We start from the raw sequence: 18,792 nt of genomic DNA, 5'->3' as shown, positions 1-18,792 counted from the left end.
CTGGAAGTTCCGCCTGATCCTTGCCTATCCTGCTCCATCAGCATGCTTGTGCTGCGATAGCGGGTGGCTCCCGACAGTGCGGGGAGGTGTCGCATCTGAGTCGAAGGCTCGCCGACCCCGGCGAGGCCATGGTGGCGTGAATTCGGCCCGTGCGGAGTGCTCAGGGGCGACTTTCGAGTAGCTGCTGAGATCTCCGCACTCCTCGATCGAATCGGCGGGATGTTCGCGCTTGCTCACTTCATTCGGCTGAGCCGGCCAGCTCCGATTGCGAAACGACAGCGATCCCCGTCTCCGCGTCGCTACCGCGACCAGTTGCGCCCTCGGGCACGCCGGTGGCGTGCTGTTGAGCGAAATCGTGCACACCTGCTCTCCGACATGCCTTGGCAAGGAAGCATGAATCGGAACATAACGATTCGGCGAACGACCACCTTGGGTTCCGTCTGCTAAGTAACAAATAAGGAAACCGATCATCTGACATCTCGTGTACGCCTCGTCTGACCGTCATGCTGCGCAGGTCGAGGTCTTCGCGTGCCGGGACCGAAAAGCTTCCCTTCGTGCGATTGCGACGATTCCGTTACTGAACGAGGCAACGTTTCCCGGTTCGCACTCAGGATAGTCCAATGTGTGCGGACAACAATCTACGGTGTTGTTTATCAGAGGGAGGCACATTGACATACATTATCCGCAACGTCTCGGCGGTCATCGCCGTCTCAGCAGCAACGGCATTCGGGGCCGCAGGTTGCTCGAGTGAGAACGTGCAAGACGCCGACCCTCAGCCTTCTGGGACATCGGTCAGCTCGACTGCTGCTCCTGGGCAGTCCACGAGTCACGAGGAACCAGCGGCGAGCGAGAATTCGCAATCGCCGCCGACTGCGGAAACCGAACAGCCTCGGACGACTTCGCCTGCGTCTACAGCCAGCGGCCATCCATCTCAGGGACTTCCGACCGATGCGGTGTCCTATGCGGATGCCTTCGTGCGTGCGTTTGGTGAAACGTCCGACATAGGAGTGCAGAGGATGGGAACGGACAGAGCCGCCTCGGCCCTGGACGAGCACGGAGACTCAGCCGCCTCGCACTGGGATCGCAGTGGCACCAGCGGCGCGGCTGGCTCGATTGAGGTTGACTACACGAATACTGAGACCCACGAGCACATGATGATTCTCGTCAACAGTGACAAGGCTTCCCACGGGGATGAGCACGCGGTGACGGATGTGAAATTTGACCGATGATGGCGCGTTGCCAGCCCCGCGCGGCGCCTTTTGCTCCGGTTCGCACAGTTGTGGCCCGCGCCCATACGCGGCGTTCGGATACCAGGGAGCACCTGAGCAGGACACGCCGCCCGGCTTCGGACACCGGTGACTCCGATCGGCAGGGGCCGAAAGATTCTTGAGTACGGCTGCGCCCGGCGGTTCCGCTCGGCATCAGCAACGGTGCTCTTCAGCTAGGTCAGCGCAACGTTCGCCTAAACGACGAATAAGTGAGATTGTTCGCCTAGGTGATCACGATCTAAACCTCCGGGTCGGACAACTTGTCGAAGCCTTGAGAGATCATCGATTCGATATACGGCTGAGCACTCGATTCGATCATAGGTCCGACGAGGGGGAGGGGACATTCGATCGTGATTCGGGCGTGGAGAGCGGTGACATCGTCTGGCGCGCGGAGCAAAGAGGTATCAACCTGCACGTCGATGGGAGCACCAGGAATCTCCGCCGTGATCCGCAGATTCGATTCCGTGGCATCATCGGCGACAGGGTCTGAGCTGATGTGCTGGACGACCTTGGCCTCCGCTCCGAGGAATCGCTGAGCCGCAGTGGGAATCTGGTCGTGCGAGATCGGTATCGAAGCAGTCAGCCGGAGCCCTTCGGTTCGGTCCGACTGCAGGAACATGCTCCCTCCGTCCTGGACCCAGGTCCGTTCGTCAGCGAGTGTGTCGAGGATCTGCGCTGGCCACATCGGCACTTGACGTCTGAGCTCAGATATCTTCATGAGAGAGATTATGGCATAGCGATTCTCGCACCGTCTGAAGAGGAGACACCTCTGCCGATCGTGCCGGCCCGTGCACGTGCCTTGGCGGCAGCCCTTCGCTCAGCACGGGGCCGGCGTGCACTGCAGCTTCGGCGCCGAACAGGTGCAGCTCACCTGGCAATCCGATGAAGCCGTCAAGCTTCCGATGCTCTCGAGGCCTGTTTGCAACGACTCACCCTTCCGATCACCGAGTGTCTGGTTCATCTCGACCGGCCTCCGAGCGGCGGGCTATAGTCGATCGCTTTATGCACCTCGATTCGGTGGCATCTGACCATCCGTTGTGACGTCTTGGTCGGCACTGCGACCGAGCCATCCCAGTACAAATGAGCGCGGAGCATGCCGACTCCTGGCAGGTGGAATCTCCGTCTCCCGGGAACGCAGATCGGCACGATGTCTCGTGCGTTCGATCGTAGTCAGTCGTCGCGTGTCTTGGCGCACCACTCGTCAGGGAGCATGAGCCGGTATCACTCCCAGCGCGGCCGCCGTTGTCGACCAGACCTTGGCTGCAGTCTCCAGAACGAGCCTGAGTTGCATCGTCTCGGCAATGTCTGAGGCAGACTCCGGGACAGCACCGGCTCAGCCACCGAAAACTGATCATGCTGCGCTGTGAACACGAACGCCGTCGAGCCTGCCACCTACCGCCGGAGTCTTCGATCCAGAAGGCTGCGATCTGCTCTGTCCCACCCGAGCAGTCCTGCCGGAGCAGCGGCGCCATGTTCAGCGGCGAGCACGGCGCGTCGGGATGAACGCGAAACTGACGTCGTGCGCATCCAGCTAACAAGACGCGTGCAGCTTGAGCATTCGGCTGAGACCGCTGACCCGCCGGCCGTCGGGCGCGACCATTGTGCTGTGGTGGGCATGCACCTGACCGAGGTGCACTTTGACGCGTTGACATGCTTTGGCGTCTAGAATCGGAAAAGACGTCGTCCTCGGATCGACGCCACGGTTATAGAACCGCATGGTTGGTGATGGGAGATGTGCGATGGCAGAAATCGCGAAGTCGGCGGTCTACGACGTCGACTCGAGTGATCCGCAGCAGCACCTCGTCGACCGATCTGAGCTGTCCCCTGAGGCGATCGCTCAGATCGGGGAGCTGATGGCAGCATTCGGCGAGCTGCGCGAAGCGGAGCGGGCGGTGTCGGAGGATTCGCAGGAGTACATGAAGCTCAATGCCACCGACATGCGGGCGATTCACTACCTCATCGTGTGCAGAAATCAGCAGCAGGTTGGAACGCCCGGAGGCATCGCCGAACACCTGGGCATCTCAGCTTCGGCGACGACGAAGCTGCTCGATCGCCTCGAGCGAGCTGAACACATTGTGCGCGAACCTCACCCCCACGATCGGCGTGCACAGGCGATCAGCATCACTGCCGACACCTACACCGCGGCGATCGAAACGGTGGGGCGGGCCCAGTCCAGGCGATTCCACGCTGCCGCCCGACTGACTTCCGACGAGCGTGAGGTGGTCATCCGTTTCCTCCGGGAGACGAAACGCGACCTCACCGACTCGGATTCCTCCCCTGTCGATATCAGCGAAGAGGCGGTTGCCGAAGAGTGACGATTCGGCGGGGCCAGAGCCTCTGGCCTCTGGAGCCCGGGCACTCTCTTCGGAAGTTCAGTGTTGAGCAGGCTTGGTCAGTCGCGACGGCCACCAGATCTTGTCTCCGATCCACAGCGTGAGCGCCGGGACGAGAAGGGTCCTCACGATCAGCGCGTCTAAGAGGACGCCGATCGCGACGATGATCGCGAGCTGAAGCAGGAACTGGATCGGGATGACGAGTAGAGCGGCGAAGGTGGCCGCGAGAACAGTTCCCGCACTTGTGATCACGCCACCGGTGACCGACAGACCTCGCAGCGCGCCCTCCCGGGTTCCATGGACGAGCGTCTCCTCGCGAACGCGTGTCATCAGGAAGATGTTGTAGTCGATGCCCAAGGCGACGAGAAAGACGAACGCGTACAGCGGCACCGACGGATCGGATTGGGGCTGGCCGATGAGACGGAAGATGACCGCACTGATCCCCAGAGCCGTGCCGAAGCTGAGCACCGTGGTCGCCAAAAGAAGCAGTGGTGCCAGCAGTGATCTCAGGAGGATAGCGAGCATGACCGTGATGACGACGAGCACAATGGGAATGATCACTGCTCGATCGCTCGACGACGTGTTGTTCGTATCGAGATCGACAGCCGTGCTTCCGCCGACCAGCGCCTGAGTCGACCCGAGATTCTCGCGGAGTTGCTCGATCGTGCCTTCGGCTGCGAGCGAGTCGGCGGGGGCGGAGAGGGTCAGGGAGAACATGATGTCCCCGCCGATCTCCGTCGGTTCAGCCGACGGCGGACCCGACTGTCCCTGCATGACGACAGCGCCTTGGTCGTCGACCGGGGTCGTCCCCGAGGCGGCATCCTGAGCAACGAGGCTGAGACTCTCGATGCCCGGCGTCGCGGAGATCGCCTCGGCGACCTCCTGCCTTTCATCGCTGGGGGCGAGCACATAGGCAGGGTTGCCCGATCCGGCGGCGAAATGCCGATCGATGACCTGTTGCCCGTCTCGGGCCTGACTGTCGCCGAGGACGAAGTCGCTCTGCGGTACACCGTCGGCGTCGAGGAGCACAAGCCCCGCGCAGCCGACGGCGAGGACGATGGCCACGCCGGTGACGATCCGTCGCGGTGCGGCCGAGACGAAGCGTCCCACTCGTGGCCACAGCCCGGTGGCGTTCGGCCCGGTCAGCTTCGGATGAGAGCTGCCGTACCGTGGGCTGCGGGGCCAGAATGCCACGCGTCCGAAGACGGCGAGCATGGCAGGGAGGAAGGTGAGCGTGGCGAGCATGGCGCAGGCGATGCCGATGGCGGCGACCGGACCGAGCGCAGAGTTCGAACCGAGATCGGACAGGAGCAGGCACAGCAGGCCGACGATGACTGTCCCGCCCGAGGCGAGAATCGGCTCAACTACCCCGCGGATCGCCGTCCACGCCGCGGTGGAGGCGGAACGGCTGTCTCTCAGCGACTCACGGTATCGAGCGATGTAGAGCAGCGAGTAGTCTGTGGCGGCACCGATGACGAGGATGAAGAGAATCCCCTGAACCTGACCGTTGAGGGTCACGATGCCTTCGCGGGCCAAAGCCACGTTGACGAGCACGGCCGCGCAAAGTGCCGTCATCGAACTGAGGAGCACGAGGATCGGCAGAAGAGGTGAGCGGTAGACGACGACAAGAATGACGAAGACAACGGCCAGCGCGACGACGAGGAGAATCCCGTCGATTCCGGCGAAGGCCTCCTGCAGGTCGGCGGTGAATCCGGCGGGGCCGCTCACCCAGACGCTCAGCCCCGTCAGTGTCTGGTCGGCGTCAGTCTCGAGCTGTTCGACCGCGTCTCCGATCTCGGCGTCAGACGGGATAGACACGACGAGTTCGGCCGCCTGGTCATCCTCCGAGGGGATCACGGGGGAGGCCTCGGCGCCGGGAACGACATCGCCGGCCTGTTCAGCGAACGTCTCAAGCTGCTCCCGATCGGCGTCGGTCAGCCCATCGCGTCGTTCGGCAACGATGATTGCAGGGATCGCATCCGAACCCGTGAATGCGGTGATCTCGTTCTGCACCTTCGTAGATTCGGCGCTCGATGGCAGGAACGATGCTCGCTCGTCTGTCGCGACCTCACTGATCGACCCGAAGCTCATTCCGCCGAACCCGAAGACGGCGAACCAGATGATGATGAGTGCGGCGGGGACGAGGACGCGTGCGGTCCGTCGGGCACGCGACGGCGATTCGAACTTTTCATTCACCTAGCTAGTATTTCACTAGGTGAAGTTTAAGTGCAACCGTCGCCGCCCCAACACGCGACTTGAGTCTTGAGGTGTCGCTTGAAGGCGGCTCGCATGATCCTGCTCCTGTGAAGTCAGGGAGCACTGGTTGCAACCAGTGCTCCCTGACTCAAAGTGTGCAGCTCTTGGCCGCCCGACGCGGCTTAGAGGCCGACAGCGACGATCGGGTCCGTGGTCGGCTGCTCGGAACCGCCCTCGGGTTCGACGGTGATGCCGAAGACGCTGCCGGTGGCGAACTCGTGGCCGGTGATCGTCACCGGCTGGTCGGTCATCAGTCCCGCACTTTCAGGACCATCGATCCCGATGACCCACATCTGCATCGATTTCCCGGCAGGAGCCTGCCCGACATCGTGTGGGTGGAAGCGGATGAGCTGCTGGGACTGCGAGGACAGCACCGTGACCGTTCCCCCTTCGGGCAGGTCTTTCGTGCGCGTTTGCAGGTCCTCGGCCTCCATCAGCTGTGTTGTTTCGTCGAGCTGCTGCTGGGTGGCCGCGAGATCCTCCTCGAGCTGGTTCTGTTCCTGCGTCTGCTGCCAGATCGTGACGCCGAAACCGGCGACGACGATGAGAGCCGCAGCAGCGGCTGCATAAGGCAGCCATGATCGGCGACGCCCAGCATTGGTTCGGCGGTTCGGACCGCGGCCACTGCTCCGTTCGCGGTGGTCGGCCAGGGAGGCCGGAGGTGTGGGTTCGCCCGAGTTCGCAGCCGTCGAGTTCTGCTGCGCATGGGTCGTGGGGCCGACCGGGTCAGCTGCGGTCGGAGTTTCCTGCGCATGCGTCGCCGGATTCGGCGGCACATCCACAGGGTGCTCCTGCGAACCATCCTGCACACCCGCCGGGCGTTCATGCACACCCGCGTAACCCTTCTGGGCATGTATCGAGGGGATGCCGAGTATCGCCGCGCGGGTGGCCGCGCTGACCTCAACCGGTTCATCGGAGCCGGCGACCAGAGACATCGTCTCGTCGTAGGCGGCGACCTCGGCGCGGAAGTCGGCATCGGAGTCGGCGAGGGCCTGTGCCTCGACCAGTTCGGTCTCGCTGAGGCCCCCGAGTGCTAGGCCGGCGGCCAGATAATCACGATCGGTGCTCATCGACTCGCCTCCAATTCCTCTCGCAGCTTCTTCATTCCGTCTCTGATCCGTGACTTGATGGTCCCCAACGGGACCTTGAGGGTCTGAGAGATCTGAGCGTGAGTCAGACCTTGGTAGAACGCCATCACGATCGGTCTGCTCTGATCCTCCGGCAGCCCCTTCAATGCTGAGACCGTCCGGTCGGACTCTGCCCGGTCGATCACGGTCTGCTCGACCTCGTCACCGGTGGCGGCGGTGGACCGGAGTCCATCGGCGAGGTCCCGGTCCTGTTGGGACTGGACGCTGCGCACGCAGTCGATAGCTCGCCTGCGACACAGAGTCACCAACCAAACCCGGCCCGTTCCCCTCGACGGGTCGAAACCCGAGCATCGTGTCCATACCTCGGTGAAGCATTCCTGCAACACCTCCTCGGCCAGTGACCGGCTCTTGACGATCCTCACGATCACGGCCATGAGGATCCTCGATTGGTTCGTGAAGAGTTCCTCGAACGCCGACGTCTCGCCCGCAGCGATCCTGACCAGCAGGTCACCGCTGGGGTCCGCAGACCCAGACCCTGCCGGTCCGGGCTCCGTGGACCTGGTGTCTGCCGGGGTGGGGTCCGGCTGTCGGGGAGCCGGTGGGGACCCCGGGGGACCGTGTCGCAACGTCGTCGGATCGTCTGAACTCATTGATCAATCTTCTCATCCCCCGAACGTTGTTTCGCAGCATGTCCATCGGGAGGGTGGGAAGAAGAGGGTGGCCAGGGACCGATCGCGACATCGTTGATCGTTCCCTGGCCACCTCAGTGCGGTGACTCGATGTCACCTCGTTGTCACTTCGTGATCACTCCGAGGGCATCATGACACCGTCGACCATGTACACGGTGGCGTTGGCGGTCTTGACTCCGCCGCAGACCAGTCCGGCATCGTCGAACTTCATGTCCTCGCCCTCACCGGAGACTGTGACCTTCGAGCCTTCGACGGTCTCGTGTTCACCGGCGATCTCGTCGGGGCTCAGCTGTCCGGGGATGACGTGGTAGGTCAGGACCTTCGTGAGCATGTCCGAGTCCTTGGCCAGGGCGTCGAGGTCGTCCTTCGGCACGGCGGCGAATGCGTCGTCGACCGGGGCGATGACGGTGAACTCGTCACCATTGAGGGTGTCGACGAGATCGACATCCGGGTTGAGTTCACCCGAGACGGCCTTCGTCAGGGTGGTCAGCATCGGGTTGTTCGACGCTGCGGTCGCGACCGGGTCCTGAGCCATTCCTTCAACCGAGCCCCCACCGTCGGGGTTCTCCTCGGCGTAGGTCGAGCAGCCGGAGCCGACGAGGTCGCCACCGGCCATCGAGGCATCGTCGGATTCCTCGGGCATCTCGGACTCAGCGGCCTGGGATTCGGTGCTGGAGGACTCGGAACCGGAGTCCTCGCTGCCGGAGTCCATGCCCCCGCAGCCCGACAGGGCCAGGAGTCCGATGGCGCCGGCTGAGAGAATGGTGGCGGTGCGGGTGCGAAGCAGTGTTTTCATCGTTCTTCTCCTTGTGAACAGTGGTGCGTATCGGCCCACAGCTGTGAAGTTGTCTCCAGTGCTCGCTGTGTACTGGGTATTCGCAGCGATCGTGGTCCTGGATGGGAAGAGCACGAAGTTTTTCTGAGAGTTCAGAGAAGTTCCTTCGCCCGACCGGGTTTGAGCGACTCGACGAATGCGGTGCCGGAGTGGCGGCGGTCAGCCGATTCCCAGCCGAGCAAAGGCGTCGCGGAAGATGGTCAGCGAGTCCAAACCAGGCAGCTTCTGGACGCTCTTGTCGAGTTTGTCGAGTTCGTCGGTATGGTCCTGAAAGAGATGACTCATCACATGTTTGACTTCGGCATCGTCCATCATCCCTGAGCCGACGGGCTTCCACAGCTTTCCCAAAGCCAATTGCACAATCTTCTGCGCTCGTGGATTGTTCTCGAGCCTCTGCCGTGCCTGAGTGGTGTAGAAGGCTACGTGCCGAGTTTCCTGCTTGGCGATGCGCTCGAGGAGAGGAGAGAGAACGGGGTGGTCTTGCATCGCCGCCATCCGTCGATAGCCGGCGGTGGCTGAGAGCTCGTTGGCCGCACCCCACGCCATGTGCACGGCAATGAAGTCCGTGCCCACCATGTTCGACAGCATCGATTGCTTGGCGGGACCGAGAGCGAGTTTCCACCCCAGACTCATCCGCTTGGCTTTGACCTCGTCGTAATCGACGTGAATGCCGTGCTTCTCGAGCACGGCGGCCAACGCCTCCCCATGCCAGAACTCCTCACGGTTCCACATCGTCATGAACGCGGCGGTGGCGTCCTCGCTGTGTGAGGGAGTGACGAGCAGCTCCCGGACGAAGCAGGTGGTGTGATACTCGACGTCGCACATGTATCGCACAGACCGGAGAGTGTCTCTGTCCAAGGGCATGTCGTCGAAGACGTCCAGATCCAGATCGGACCAGTTCACCGCCTCGGACGTCTCAGCGTACTTGTCGAAGTCAAATGCCATGGTTTCTCCCTGCTCGAGCATGGGCTCTGCGAGTCGAGCGCAGCGCCGCTGTGACTTGATTCACTGAAGGTTGCGGGTTCCCCGGAAGGAGCTGTCCGATTTCAGCATCGGAGTCGATGAGGAGCCGCCTGTCGGCGGCAGAGGCGAAGATGCTCGTCAGAGCGCGCGCCTCATCCGGTTCGGCGACTCCGACGATTCGCAGCGGAGCCCACGGCCGGATGAGGTGGGCACGGGCGGTGACCGCTTCGATCCGTGACCGTCTGATCCGGGCCACCGCCTCCGAGCGGAAGAAGCCGATGATCTCCTCGCGCCGGTCGATGATCTCGGTCAGCACGCGAGCGGCTTCACTGCGAAGTCGTGAACACACCGCTCGTTCAGCTGCCTGCAGGGTGGCCTCCTGGATGGCGAGCCGAGCCATGTGCCCGGCGGTGAGCGGTTCCTTGACCACCCCGCCGATGACTGGCGCGAGGATCGGAAGACCGCGTTCGACCCAGATCCCGCGAAGCCTCGATACCGGGCCTCTGCGAGAGTCCGTCGGGGTGGGCGAGGCGGCCGAGGAAGTCGGCGAGACCTCGAGGATGTCGCGCAGTGCTCGTGCCAGCCAATACCGTTCGTAGCCCCACCCCGTCACGAAGGCAGTGATCCGGGCTTCGTTGGATGTCCACGAGGCGAGCAGGGCCCGGGTTTCGGCCAAGGCTGAGTTCTCCAGTCGCCACAGGAACCCGAGATCTCGTGCTTCATCTTCGCTGATCTCAATGCGCGCGGAGTCGACCGCGATGCGGCCTCGAGCCTGGGCGAGATAGCCGGGAACGTCGAACTCTGTGCGCAGCACTAAGGGATGCTCTGCATCGGAGAACAGCCGCCCGCGAACATGCCCGGGAGGGTGTTCGACCTGGGGTCTGTTGTCGTGGTGCGGTCTGTTGTTGGTCACCATTCCATCACCTTCCATCGCTTCTTCAGTGCCAGTCCGTAGAGACCGAGATCCGGAGTCACGGCAACGGGGTTGCCGACGAGTTCGAGCCACGCCGCATCGCCCAAGGAGTCGCCGTAGCCGGTCGATCGTGCGAGATCGGCCCCGACGGTGTCTGCGTATTTGCGAAGCCAATTCGCCCGGGCCTCATCGACCAAGGGGGGTTGTGCGAGAAACCCGGAGAGAACGCCGTCATCGGTGACATCCATCCGGGTCGCCACCACCTCGTCGAAGAGATCGGCGATCGGTTCGACGAGGACATCCAGAGCGCCTGTCAGAAGCACGGTTCTGTGGCCGGCGGCACGATGCTCGTCGATGAGCTGCCGGGCCTGCGGTCTGATGGAGTCGCGTATCGCCTGCCCGAAGCTGCCGGTGACGGCCGCCCGGAGCTCATCGAGGCGGAAGCCCTGATAGCGGCGATTGACCATACGAATGAGTTCTGAGCGATCCCGGAACTCGGCTCTCAGCAGTCCTGGCACGATGCCTGCCATCGTTGCCATCGATGCCGGCCACCTGTATAGCGGCCTGGTGGCGCGGACGACGGCGACGAACTGCTGCACGATGTTCGCCGAGATCACTGTTCCGTCGAGATCGAAGACCGCCAGTACCTCGGAGGTGGAACGCAGCGGTGTTGGAGTGCGCTGATTCTCGCGTCGCCGGCGGTCGCGCGAGTAGCTGCGAGTCAGTTCTGTGATGGCCGGAATGTGGATGTCTTTGAAGTAGTCCTGCCAGTCGATCTCGGTCACGTCGAAACCACGGTGAGACGGGTACCCATTCGGCAGCCGGGCGAGCAGTCGTCTTGTGTTCGTATCGTCGAAGATCATCTCGGTCTTCGTGTACTGCCGGTAGAGGTCGGCGAACTGACGCAGCGATTTCAACTTGGTGTCGGTCTTGACGAGTCGAGAGGCCAGGGCACGTGTGCGAGTGGAGGCGGGCAGCCTTTCGACGACCTCGCGGCCGACACCGGTTGCCAGTTCCTTCAACCGGATGCGCTGTTCGATCAGCTCTGAGCTGGGGAAGCTCCATTTGGGTACCACCGTGGGGACACCCTCACTGTCGGGCAGCGGGTGTGCGAGGAAGAACTCGCGAACCGTCCTGACCATCTGATGGAAGGGAAGGGGGTTGCTCGTGCCCGATACGACCTGATAGTACTCCGCAGAGGATTCACCTGGGGCAGGCAGGACGGGTCTGCTCTGGGGATTCCCCGTCTGCTGCTCGAGCGAGCCGTGCGCGGCAAGGGCGAGGATGACATTGACGACATAGTCGACGGGGATGATGTCGAGCACCGAGTCGGCGTGGCCGGGGAATTCCGACAGGCTCCCCTTGGCATAGGCCATGATCAGCGGATCCGCGACCTTGAAGCCGTCGATCCATCCGGGGCTCGGCCGGCGAAAGGCGGATTCGATGATGGACGGGCGAACGAACGAGACCTGATGGCCTTCGGCCGCCCACTCCTCGCCGATGCGCTCGGCCAGAGCTTTGGTGAAGGTGTAGATGTCCGTCCAGCCCAGCGACTGTGCCCGGGTGCGCCCGAACTCCACGAGCCGATCCCTCACGTACTTTTCCCGGGCGGCTTCTGCGCCGGCTGCGACAGATTTGGGGCCCATCCTGGAGCTCTGCGCTTGGGCCATCCGGATGAAACGGCGCAGCTTCTCGGGTTGTCTGGATTCTGCCTCGACGCTCTCCCTGGCCAGTCGTGCGGCCCGGAACTCATCGTCGTGATCGACGGTGTGGCGCAACCGGGACTCCTGGACGACTCCTTTTGCGATACCTCCGACATAGGCTGTCGAGACATGGATGACGTGGGGATCCTGATCCGATTCCGCTAAGGCGGCGTAGAGTCGCTCGACTCCGCCGACATTGGTATGGAATGCCTCGTCGATGGCGGCGTCGAAGGATACGCTCGACGCGGAGTGGATGACGACGTCATAGCGATCGGTCAGTGGCGGCAGATCAGCGAGATCCCCCTCGAGGACTGTGACTCGTGAATCGAACGCCTCATGCACCGCCTCCTCGCCGACCCGGTCGATCCAGGAAGCGAAGACCGGTTTACCGAGGAGCCGCTGCAGACGATCATGTCCCGATCGGTCCCCTCGGGGACGCACGAGTGCGGTGATGCGCACGTGCGGATCACTTTCGAGCAGGGCTTGCAGCACCGCTTGACCAAGGAACCCTGTGGCACCCGTGAGGAGATATCGGCTTTGTTGCATTCGGGAACCTATCGGATAGAGAGAACTTTCTGGCACAGTCACGAACCCAGCGGTCGTCAATGATTCGGTGCGGTCGCGTTGTTGGATGCCTGTATCGTAGCAATATGAATGTGGCCCTCATCACCGGTGGCAGCGCGGGGATCGGTGCGGCTTTTGCCCGCGCCTTCGCCAGGCGCGGTGTCCATCTTGTTCTCGTTGCCCGAGATCCCGTCGCGCTGGAGTCCTTCGCCGAGCAGATTCGCTGCGATTACGGGGTGGAAGTCGCCACGATGGTCGCTGACCTTGCTGACAGGCAGGCTCACGCCGAGGTGGCTGCGCGGATCGAAGATCCCGGTCCCGAGCCCGCGATCGACATCGTGGTCAACAATGCCGGCTTCTCGGTGCGTTCGAGCCTGCTCAGTCAGGATGTCTCCGACCATGATCGGGGCTTCGAAGTGATGCAGCGCGCTGTCCTGGTCATCGGTGGAGCCGCCGCTCGGTCGATGAAGCGGCGGGGGCGTGGTTGGATCATCAATGTCTGTTCCGTCAGCGCGGCACTCACGCAGAACAATTACACGGCCATCAAGGCGTGGACGCAGAACTACTCGGAAGCGCTGTCACTGCAGACCGCTGGCACAGGAGTCACCGTGACAGCCCTTGTTCCCGGTTGGGTGCGCACCGAATTCCATTCCCGCGCCGGCATCGCCGGAACGTCGATTCCCGGCATCCTCTGGATGGACGCGGACATGCTGGTGGAGGGATGCCTGCGAGATGTCGCACGTGGAAAGAGGATCTCCGTGCCGCAGCTGCGATGGAAGGTCATCTCGACGACGTTGCGAGTGCTGCCGCGTCCGATGATCCATCACCTTTCTGCTGCACTCACTTCTCGACGGCAACAGGAGGGTTAGAGCGACGATGCTCAACACTGGAAGAACTCACTCGGACTCGGGAGAGCATTTCGAGCCGGCTTCGCGGTCGGCCGCCACGGGCCGGGGACGGAGAATGTCGTCGGAACGTCAATCCAACAGTGGTGTCGGCTCCGAACAGTCACCGATGACTGACTACACCCTCCCAACCTCGGCGCCGTCGAAGTACCGATCGCGCACGCGCGCTGCATTCCGATTCTTCCTCCAGCGTGTCCTCTTCCGCGGCCTTGTCCGTTCGACGATCACTCAGACGGTCACGATTGCGCCAGCGGTGCGCCGACTCAACGGAGGTTTCCTCGTCATTGCCAACCACACATCGCATCTCGATGCGCCGATCATTGCGCAGAGTCTGCCGCGGAAGCAGTCGCGCTTTCTGGCGACCGGGGTTGCCTATGACTACTTCTTCACGTCGTGGCACAAGCGGCTCTTCGTTCGCTGGCTTTTCAATGCGTTTCCGATCTATCGCGACGCTTCCCGCGGCAGTGCGAAGGTCCCTCGCGCCCTTCTGCGGTCGGGGGTGCCGGTGCTGCTGTTTCCCGAGGGAGGACGCCAGAAGAACGGCACGATTGCCGATTTCAAAGCTGGGTCGATCAGGCTGGCAGTCGATGCCGGGGTCCCGATCGTGCCGACGGCCGTCGTCGGCGGATTCGAAGCGATGCCCAAGGGGCGATCGTGGCCCGTATCCGGCAGGCCGCCTGTGCGCGTAGTCTTCGGCGAGCCGGTCACCGCCCGACCAGAGGAATCGCTTGCAGCCCTCACCTCACGAGTGAGGCACGTCGTCGAGGAGCTCTTCGCCGCTGGGGCCGCTGACATCGGTGTCCGCAGCGAACACACCGTGATGGATGAAAGGACGAAGAATTGAGTGAGCCGTTGAGGATGCAGGACGTCAAGCGACACCGGTGGTGGGGATGGGGCTCCGAAGGCGTCGACTTCCATTGGGAGACGAAACCTGACTTCGCCGCCATCGCCAAAGACAAAGTCGGTCTCGACCTCTGGAATGCTCCGCGCCCGCGGACTCCGGTGCTCGGCGACCTCGAGGTGCCCGAGTCCCGCATGCCATCGGCGCTTCTCGACGAGCTCGGTACCGTGGTGGAGCCGGACAATGTCAGCGTCGATGATGAACTGCGCGTCGTCCACTCGTTCGGCCGATCCCTGCCCGACCTCTACCGGGTCCGCCACGAACCGATCGCCCGCCTCGTCGACGCCGTCATCTACCCTGGCAGCGAGGACGAGATCGCCGCGATTCTTGCTCTCGTCCTTAAGCGCGATCTCGTGCTCATCCCCTACGGCGGCGGTTCGTGCATCTCCGGATCAGTGACCCCTGACCCGGACGAGGCACGTCCCATCGTCTCACTGAACATGGGCAGGATGCGCCGCGTCGTCGAGATCGACGAGTACTCGAACCTGGCCCGGGTGGAAGCCGGAGCCTATGGGCCCGACCTCGAGGAGCAGCTCAATCTTCGCGGGTGGACGATGGGCCATTTCCCTGACTCGTTCAGCTATTCGACCCTCGGCGGATGGGCGGCGACCCGGTCTTCCGGAATGCAGTCGGATAAGTACGGTGACATCGAAGACATCGTGCGGGGCCTGCGTGTCGTCCATCCGCGTGGAGTGATGGTGAGCAAGGCCATCCCCGGACGCGACTCGGGACCATCGGTGCATGAGATGATCCTCGGCAGCGAGGGTCGCCTCGGCATCATCTCCGAGTGCACGGTGCAGGTCCACCGGCTGCCGAAGGTGCGGCAGGTCATCGCCTACCTCTTCCCTGACTGGGCGAGCGGCGTGGAGAGCATGCACGACATCGCCCGGTCCGAGGTCGCCCCCGCCTTCACCCGACTCTCCGACGGTCCCGAGACCCGGTTCAGTCTCGCGATGGTCTCCGAGCCGCGGGGCGTGAAGGCGAAGATCGCCTCCCACGGTCAGGACGCTCTGTTCGGCTACCTGCGCACGAAGGGGTGGGACACAACCGAGGGCATGTGCCTGTCCTATGTCTGCTTCGAAGGCTCGAAGGACCGGGTGGCGCGTGAGAAGGCCGAGGTGAAGGACATCATCGCTCGCCGCGGCGGGATCAGCCTCGGCGCCGGGCCGGGAGCGATCTACGACCAGAAGAAGTTCGACACACCGTATCTGCGTGACTTCCTCCTCAACTACAAGGTCTTCGGCGATGTCTGCGAGACGGGCGTGACGTGGGCGAATCTCAAAGACGTCCATGCTCGCGTGCACGAGAGATTCCGGCAGACCCGCAGTGAGCAGGGCGGGCCGGGATTCATGTTCTGCCACCTGTCCCACAGCTACCACGGTGGTGCCTGCCTCTACTTCACCTTCGCGATCCCCTATACGAGCGAGGACACAGCTCTCGCGGAGTATCAGGACGTCAAGGATGCCATTCAGCAGGAGTTCATCGATTCCGGAGGCGGCCTGTCCCACCATCACGGGGTCGGCACCGAACATCAGCCCTGGCTCGTCGACGACATCACCGAACCGGGGACGTTCATGGTCGATGCCCTGTTCCAAGCCACCGACCCCGGACAGAACCTCAACCCGGGGAAGGTCCTCGGTCACCGGGCGAGAAGCTCCACCAGTCCCACGGCCTCGACGGGCAAGCGCTGAGCGCTGCTCACCGCCGCGACGTAGGGCCGAGGGCATCTCAGCCGAGCGATGTTCAGTGCATTGAGTTCGGCGTGTGCAGGGGCTGTGATCGTGGCCGTCCAGTCTCCGTCCGGACTGATCCCCGATGGCCGGTCCGCAGCTTCGGTCACCTCGATGTCACTGGGCGGCACTGACAGTCCGTGCCCGGTGGTCTTCACCGCGGCTTCCTTGCACACCCAGAGGTCGAGGCGCTGACGAACCGGATCGCCGCCGGCGGGCAGAGTCTCCGTCGGGCCGAGGACGTAGTCGTCGAAACCGGGGAAGACAACGCCTGGCACCTGTTCGATGTCGACTCCGATCGGTGATGACTCAGGCGCCGAGGCGACCACTACCGCATCGTTCGAGCGAGACAGACTGAGCTGGGCTCCGGGGACTTCCGGTTTGCCATGGGGGCCGCCGCACGTGCGACAGCGCCGCGTCAGTTCAATGTCACCGGCCTCTGTGAGGTCGATGCCGAGGCGGCGGGCGGCCATGAGCCGAAAGAGCAGATGCGCCCCGCGGAACGCTGCCCGATCGGTGGGTCTGCGAAAACGCTCCGCTCGTGAGGCTTCGTCCGCTGACAGTAGTGAATCGAGCCAGGGGTGTGCGGTGAGCACCCGTTCGATCTCTGCGATGTCGCTGATGAGATATTCGATTGCGGCTCTCGTCATCTCCGACTGATCCGGCGGTACTGCGATACGGCGATGGGGGAGAAGACCGCGATGACCGCGACGCAGCTGAGGATCGCATAGATGACGGCGTTGTCGGCCGCCCATCCGGTGCTGGTGACGAATCCGGCCGGCGGTGCGTTGCCGAACAGTTCGCGGACGCTGGTGGCCACGGCGGTGATCGGATTCCACGCGGCGATCGCCTGCAGCGGGCCGGGAAGGGTGTCGATCGAGACGAAGGCTCCGGAGATGAAGGTGACGGGGAAGAGCCAGATGAGGCCGAGGCTCTGTGCCACCTCGACGCTCCTGGCCGTCAGAGCGATGACCGCTCCGATCCACGACATGGCGAAGCTGAAGAGGAGCAGGAGCGTGATGCCCAGCAGTGCTGAACCGAACCCCTCGGTGATGCGCCACCCGATGAGCAGACCGCAGATCATCGTCACCGCCACCGAGATCAGGCTGGTGACCAGGTCTGAGGATGTTCTGCCCAGGATCACGGCGACCCGTGACATCGGCAGCGAACGGAAACGGTCGATGAGTCCGAGCTGGAGGTCCTTGGCGAGGTAGACGGCGGTGAAAGAGGAATTGAAGGTCAGCGTCTGCGCCAGGATCCCGCCGATGAGGAACTCCCGGTACGGGGCACCGCCGAGGCTGCCGCCGAAGACGAACGCGAGGAGGAGGACGAAGATCACCGGCTGGACGACTCCCGTGACCAGGGCACCCGGGGTCCGACGAACGGTGAGCAGATTGCGCCAGGCGATGACGGAGCTGTCGCGAGCGGCGGAGACGAGCGCGGTTATGATCCCACCTCGGCGGTCTCGGCCGGTGTCTGTACAGGCTCCGCCGAGGTGGGCTGGCCGGTGAGCTCGAGGAACACATCGTCGAGCGTCGGACGGCACAGGGCCGCCTCGGTGACGGAATGTCCTTCCTCGTCCAGGGCGGCGAGGACCTGCAGCAGATTCCTCTGTCCCAGCGGCGCCGAAGCGGTGATGCGCAGCCCCGACGAGTCCGTCTGCGGGCGTGCGGACTCGCCGATGATGCGATCGAGGATCCGCAGGGTTCCCTCGCGGGAGTCGGGGTGGGTCAGTGTCAGTGTGATGCGTTCAGCACCGAGCTTGCCCTTGAGATCCGTGGCGGTTCCCTCGGCGATGACATGTCCGGAATCGATGACGGCGATGCGATCTGCCAGCTGGTCGGCCTCTTCCAGATATTGGGTCGTCAGCAGCACGGTGGTGCCGCCTCTGACCAGGGTGGTGATGACCTCCCAGGTGTCGAGGCGAGCGCGCGGATCGAGCCCGGTGGTCGGTTCGTCGAGGATGACCACCGGCGGACGCACGACCAGGGCCGAGGCTAGGTCGAGGCGTCTCCGCATGCCTCCCGAATAGGCGCCTGCGCGTTTGCCCGCGACATCGCTGAGACCGAATTCGGCGAGCAGCTCGCGGGCCCGGGCCGCGGAGTTCCTGCGGCTCATCCCATAGAGGCGGGCGACCATGACGAGGTTCTCGTACCCGGTGAGCTTCTCATCGACGGCCGCGTACTGGCCGGAGAGGCCGATGCTGCGGCGCACGGCCGTGGGATCGGCGGTCACCGAGTGTCCTGCGACGAGCGCGGTGCCGGAGTCGGGGCGAATAAGTGTGGACAGAACCTTCACGGTCGTCGTCTTCCCGGCCCCGTTGGGGCCGAGGAGACCGAAGATCTGTCCCTCCTCGATGTCGAGGCTGATGCCGTCGAGAGCACGAAAGGCTCCGTAGTTCTTCCGCAGATTCTCCAGGCGAATCACTATGAGGCGATCTCGGCGAGCCGGCGCGGAGTGATGTCCGTCCAGTTCTCCTCGACGAATTCGAGGCAGTCTTCGCGGTCGGCCGGTCCGAACACGAGGACCCAGCCCGCGGGCACATCGGCGAACGACGGCCACAGCGAGTGCTGCTGCAGGTCGTTGACCAGCACGCGGAAGGTACCTGTTGCGTCGTCGAACGGGTTGTTCATGTCTTGTCAGC

17 protein-coding genes are annotated in these 18,792 nt (G+C 63.5%); 5 read left to right on the top strand and 12 right to left on the bottom strand.

Features of this window, described 5'->3' with window-relative positions:
• The first annotated feature begins 1,016 nt into the window (after positions 1-1,016).
• Positions 1,017-1,229, top strand: a complete 213-nt coding sequence (locus CV023_RS17405) for a hypothetical protein (RefSeq protein ID WP_230748252.1) — start codon at positions 1,017-1,019, stop codon at positions 1,227-1,229.
• 277 nt (positions 1,230-1,506) lie between these two features.
• On the opposite strand, the gene CV023_RS19205 is transcribed toward CV023_RS17405, so the two are convergent.
• Complete coding sequence (locus CV023_RS19205; RefSeq protein ID WP_442859953.1) at positions 1,507-1,887, bottom strand: DUF2505 domain-containing protein; 381 nt, start codon at positions 1,885-1,887, stop codon at positions 1,507-1,509.
• Positions 1,888-3,007: 1,120 nt separating this feature from the next.
• On the opposite strand from CV023_RS19205, the gene CV023_RS17400 reads away from it, so the two are divergent.
• Positions 3,008-3,583: a MarR family winged helix-turn-helix transcriptional regulator gene (locus CV023_RS17400; RefSeq protein WP_230748250.1), complete on the top strand. Its 576-nt coding sequence runs from the start codon at positions 3,008-3,010 to the stop codon at positions 3,581-3,583.
• 57 nt (positions 3,584-3,640) lie between these two features.
• Here CV023_RS17400 and CV023_RS17395 read toward each other — a convergent pair whose 3' ends face one another.
• The 7 genes from CV023_RS17395 to CV023_RS17365 form a co-directional block, all read right to left on the bottom strand.
• On the bottom strand, positions 3,641-5,797 hold the full coding sequence (locus CV023_RS17395) for an MMPL family transporter (protein WP_230748248.1): 2,157 nt from the start codon (positions 5,795-5,797) through the stop codon (positions 3,641-3,643).
• Positions 5,798-5,979: 182 nt separating this feature from the next.
• Positions 5,980-6,927: an anti-sigma factor gene (locus tag CV023_RS17390; protein ID WP_230748246.1), complete on the bottom strand. Its 948-nt coding sequence runs from the start codon at positions 6,925-6,927 to the stop codon at positions 5,980-5,982.
• Positions 6,924-7,595 carry a sigma-70 family RNA polymerase sigma factor gene (locus CV023_RS17385; RefSeq protein WP_230748245.1) on the bottom strand — a complete coding sequence of 224 codons (672 nt, stop codon included), beginning with the start codon at positions 7,593-7,595 and terminating at the stop codon, positions 6,924-6,926. Before CV023_RS17385 ends, CV023_RS17390 begins: the two co-directional genes overlap by 4 nt.
• A gap of 154 nt (positions 7,596-7,749) precedes the next feature.
• Positions 7,750-8,430, bottom strand: coding sequence for a fasciclin domain-containing protein (locus tag CV023_RS17380; RefSeq protein WP_230748242.1), 681 nt, complete (start codon positions 8,428-8,430; stop codon positions 7,750-7,752).
• 198 nt (positions 8,431-8,628) lie between these two features.
• A complete protein-coding gene (locus CV023_RS17375) occupies positions 8,629-9,414 on the bottom strand; it encodes a ferritin-like domain-containing protein (RefSeq protein ID WP_230748241.1) in 786 nt (261 codons plus the stop codon).
• Positions 9,404-10,348, bottom strand: a complete 945-nt coding sequence (locus tag CV023_RS17370) for a hypothetical protein (RefSeq protein ID WP_230748238.1) — start codon at positions 10,346-10,348, stop codon at positions 9,404-9,406. Before CV023_RS17370 ends, CV023_RS17375 begins: the two co-directional genes overlap by 11 nt.
• Positions 10,342-12,594 (bottom strand): HAD-IB family hydrolase, encoded by a 2,253-nt coding sequence (locus CV023_RS17365; RefSeq protein WP_230748236.1) that lies wholly within the window; start codon positions 12,592-12,594, stop codon positions 10,342-10,344. The genes CV023_RS17370 and CV023_RS17365 overlap by 7 nt, the downstream gene beginning before the upstream one ends.
• A gap of 104 nt (positions 12,595-12,698) precedes the next feature.
• On the opposite strand from CV023_RS17365, the gene CV023_RS17360 reads away from it, so the two are divergent.
• The 3 genes from CV023_RS17360 (at position 12,699) to CV023_RS17350 (ending at position 16,109) form a co-directional block, all read left to right on the top strand.
• Positions 12,699-13,481 (top strand): SDR family NAD(P)-dependent oxidoreductase, encoded by a 783-nt coding sequence (locus CV023_RS17360; RefSeq protein WP_230748234.1) that lies wholly within the window; start codon positions 12,699-12,701, stop codon positions 13,479-13,481.
• Between the two features lie 145 nt (positions 13,482-13,626).
• Positions 13,627-14,361, top strand: coding sequence for a lysophospholipid acyltransferase family protein (locus CV023_RS17355; RefSeq protein ID WP_230748232.1), 735 nt, complete (start codon positions 13,627-13,629; stop codon positions 14,359-14,361).
• Positions 14,362-14,375: 14 nt separating this feature from the next.
• The gene (locus CV023_RS17350; RefSeq protein WP_442859952.1) at positions 14,376-16,109 is read left to right on the top strand and encodes an FAD-binding oxidoreductase; all 1,734 of its coding nucleotides are present in this window, start codon (positions 14,376-14,378) and stop codon (positions 16,107-16,109) included.
• On the opposite strand, the gene CV023_RS17345 is transcribed toward CV023_RS17350, so the two are convergent.
• From CV023_RS17345 to CV023_RS17330, 4 genes are read right to left on the bottom strand one after another with little or no spacing between them, the layout of a single operon-like run.
• Complete coding sequence (locus tag CV023_RS17345; RefSeq protein WP_230748228.1) at positions 16,058-16,798, bottom strand: 4'-phosphopantetheinyl transferase family protein; 741 nt, start codon at positions 16,796-16,798, stop codon at positions 16,058-16,060. The two genes, CV023_RS17350 and CV023_RS17345, sit on opposite strands and share 52 nt — an antisense overlap.
• Positions 16,795-17,541 (bottom strand): ABC transporter permease, encoded by a 747-nt coding sequence (locus CV023_RS17340; protein ID WP_230748279.1) that lies wholly within the window; start codon positions 17,539-17,541, stop codon positions 16,795-16,797. The genes CV023_RS17345 and CV023_RS17340 overlap by 4 nt, the downstream gene beginning before the upstream one ends.
• A 50-nt stretch (positions 17,542-17,591) precedes the next feature.
• The gene (locus CV023_RS17335) at positions 17,592-18,575 is read right to left on the bottom strand and encodes an ATP-binding cassette domain-containing protein (protein WP_230748226.1); all 984 of its coding nucleotides are present in this window, start codon (positions 18,573-18,575) and stop codon (positions 17,592-17,594) included.
• Positions 18,575-18,781 carry an MbtH family protein gene (locus CV023_RS17330; RefSeq protein WP_230748225.1) on the bottom strand — a complete coding sequence of 69 codons (207 nt, stop codon included), beginning with the start codon at positions 18,779-18,781 and terminating at the stop codon, positions 18,575-18,577. The genes CV023_RS17335 and CV023_RS17330 overlap by 1 nt, the downstream gene beginning before the upstream one ends.
• Positions 18,782-18,792: the final 11 nt, after the last annotated feature.

Source organism: Brevibacterium sp. CCUG 69071, assembly GCF_021023135.1.
Lineage (GTDB): Bacteria > Actinomycetota > Actinomycetes > Actinomycetales > Brevibacteriaceae > Brevibacterium.
Note: the sequence above shows the minus strand (reverse complement) of the source record. Positions and strands in the feature narration are given on the sequence as shown.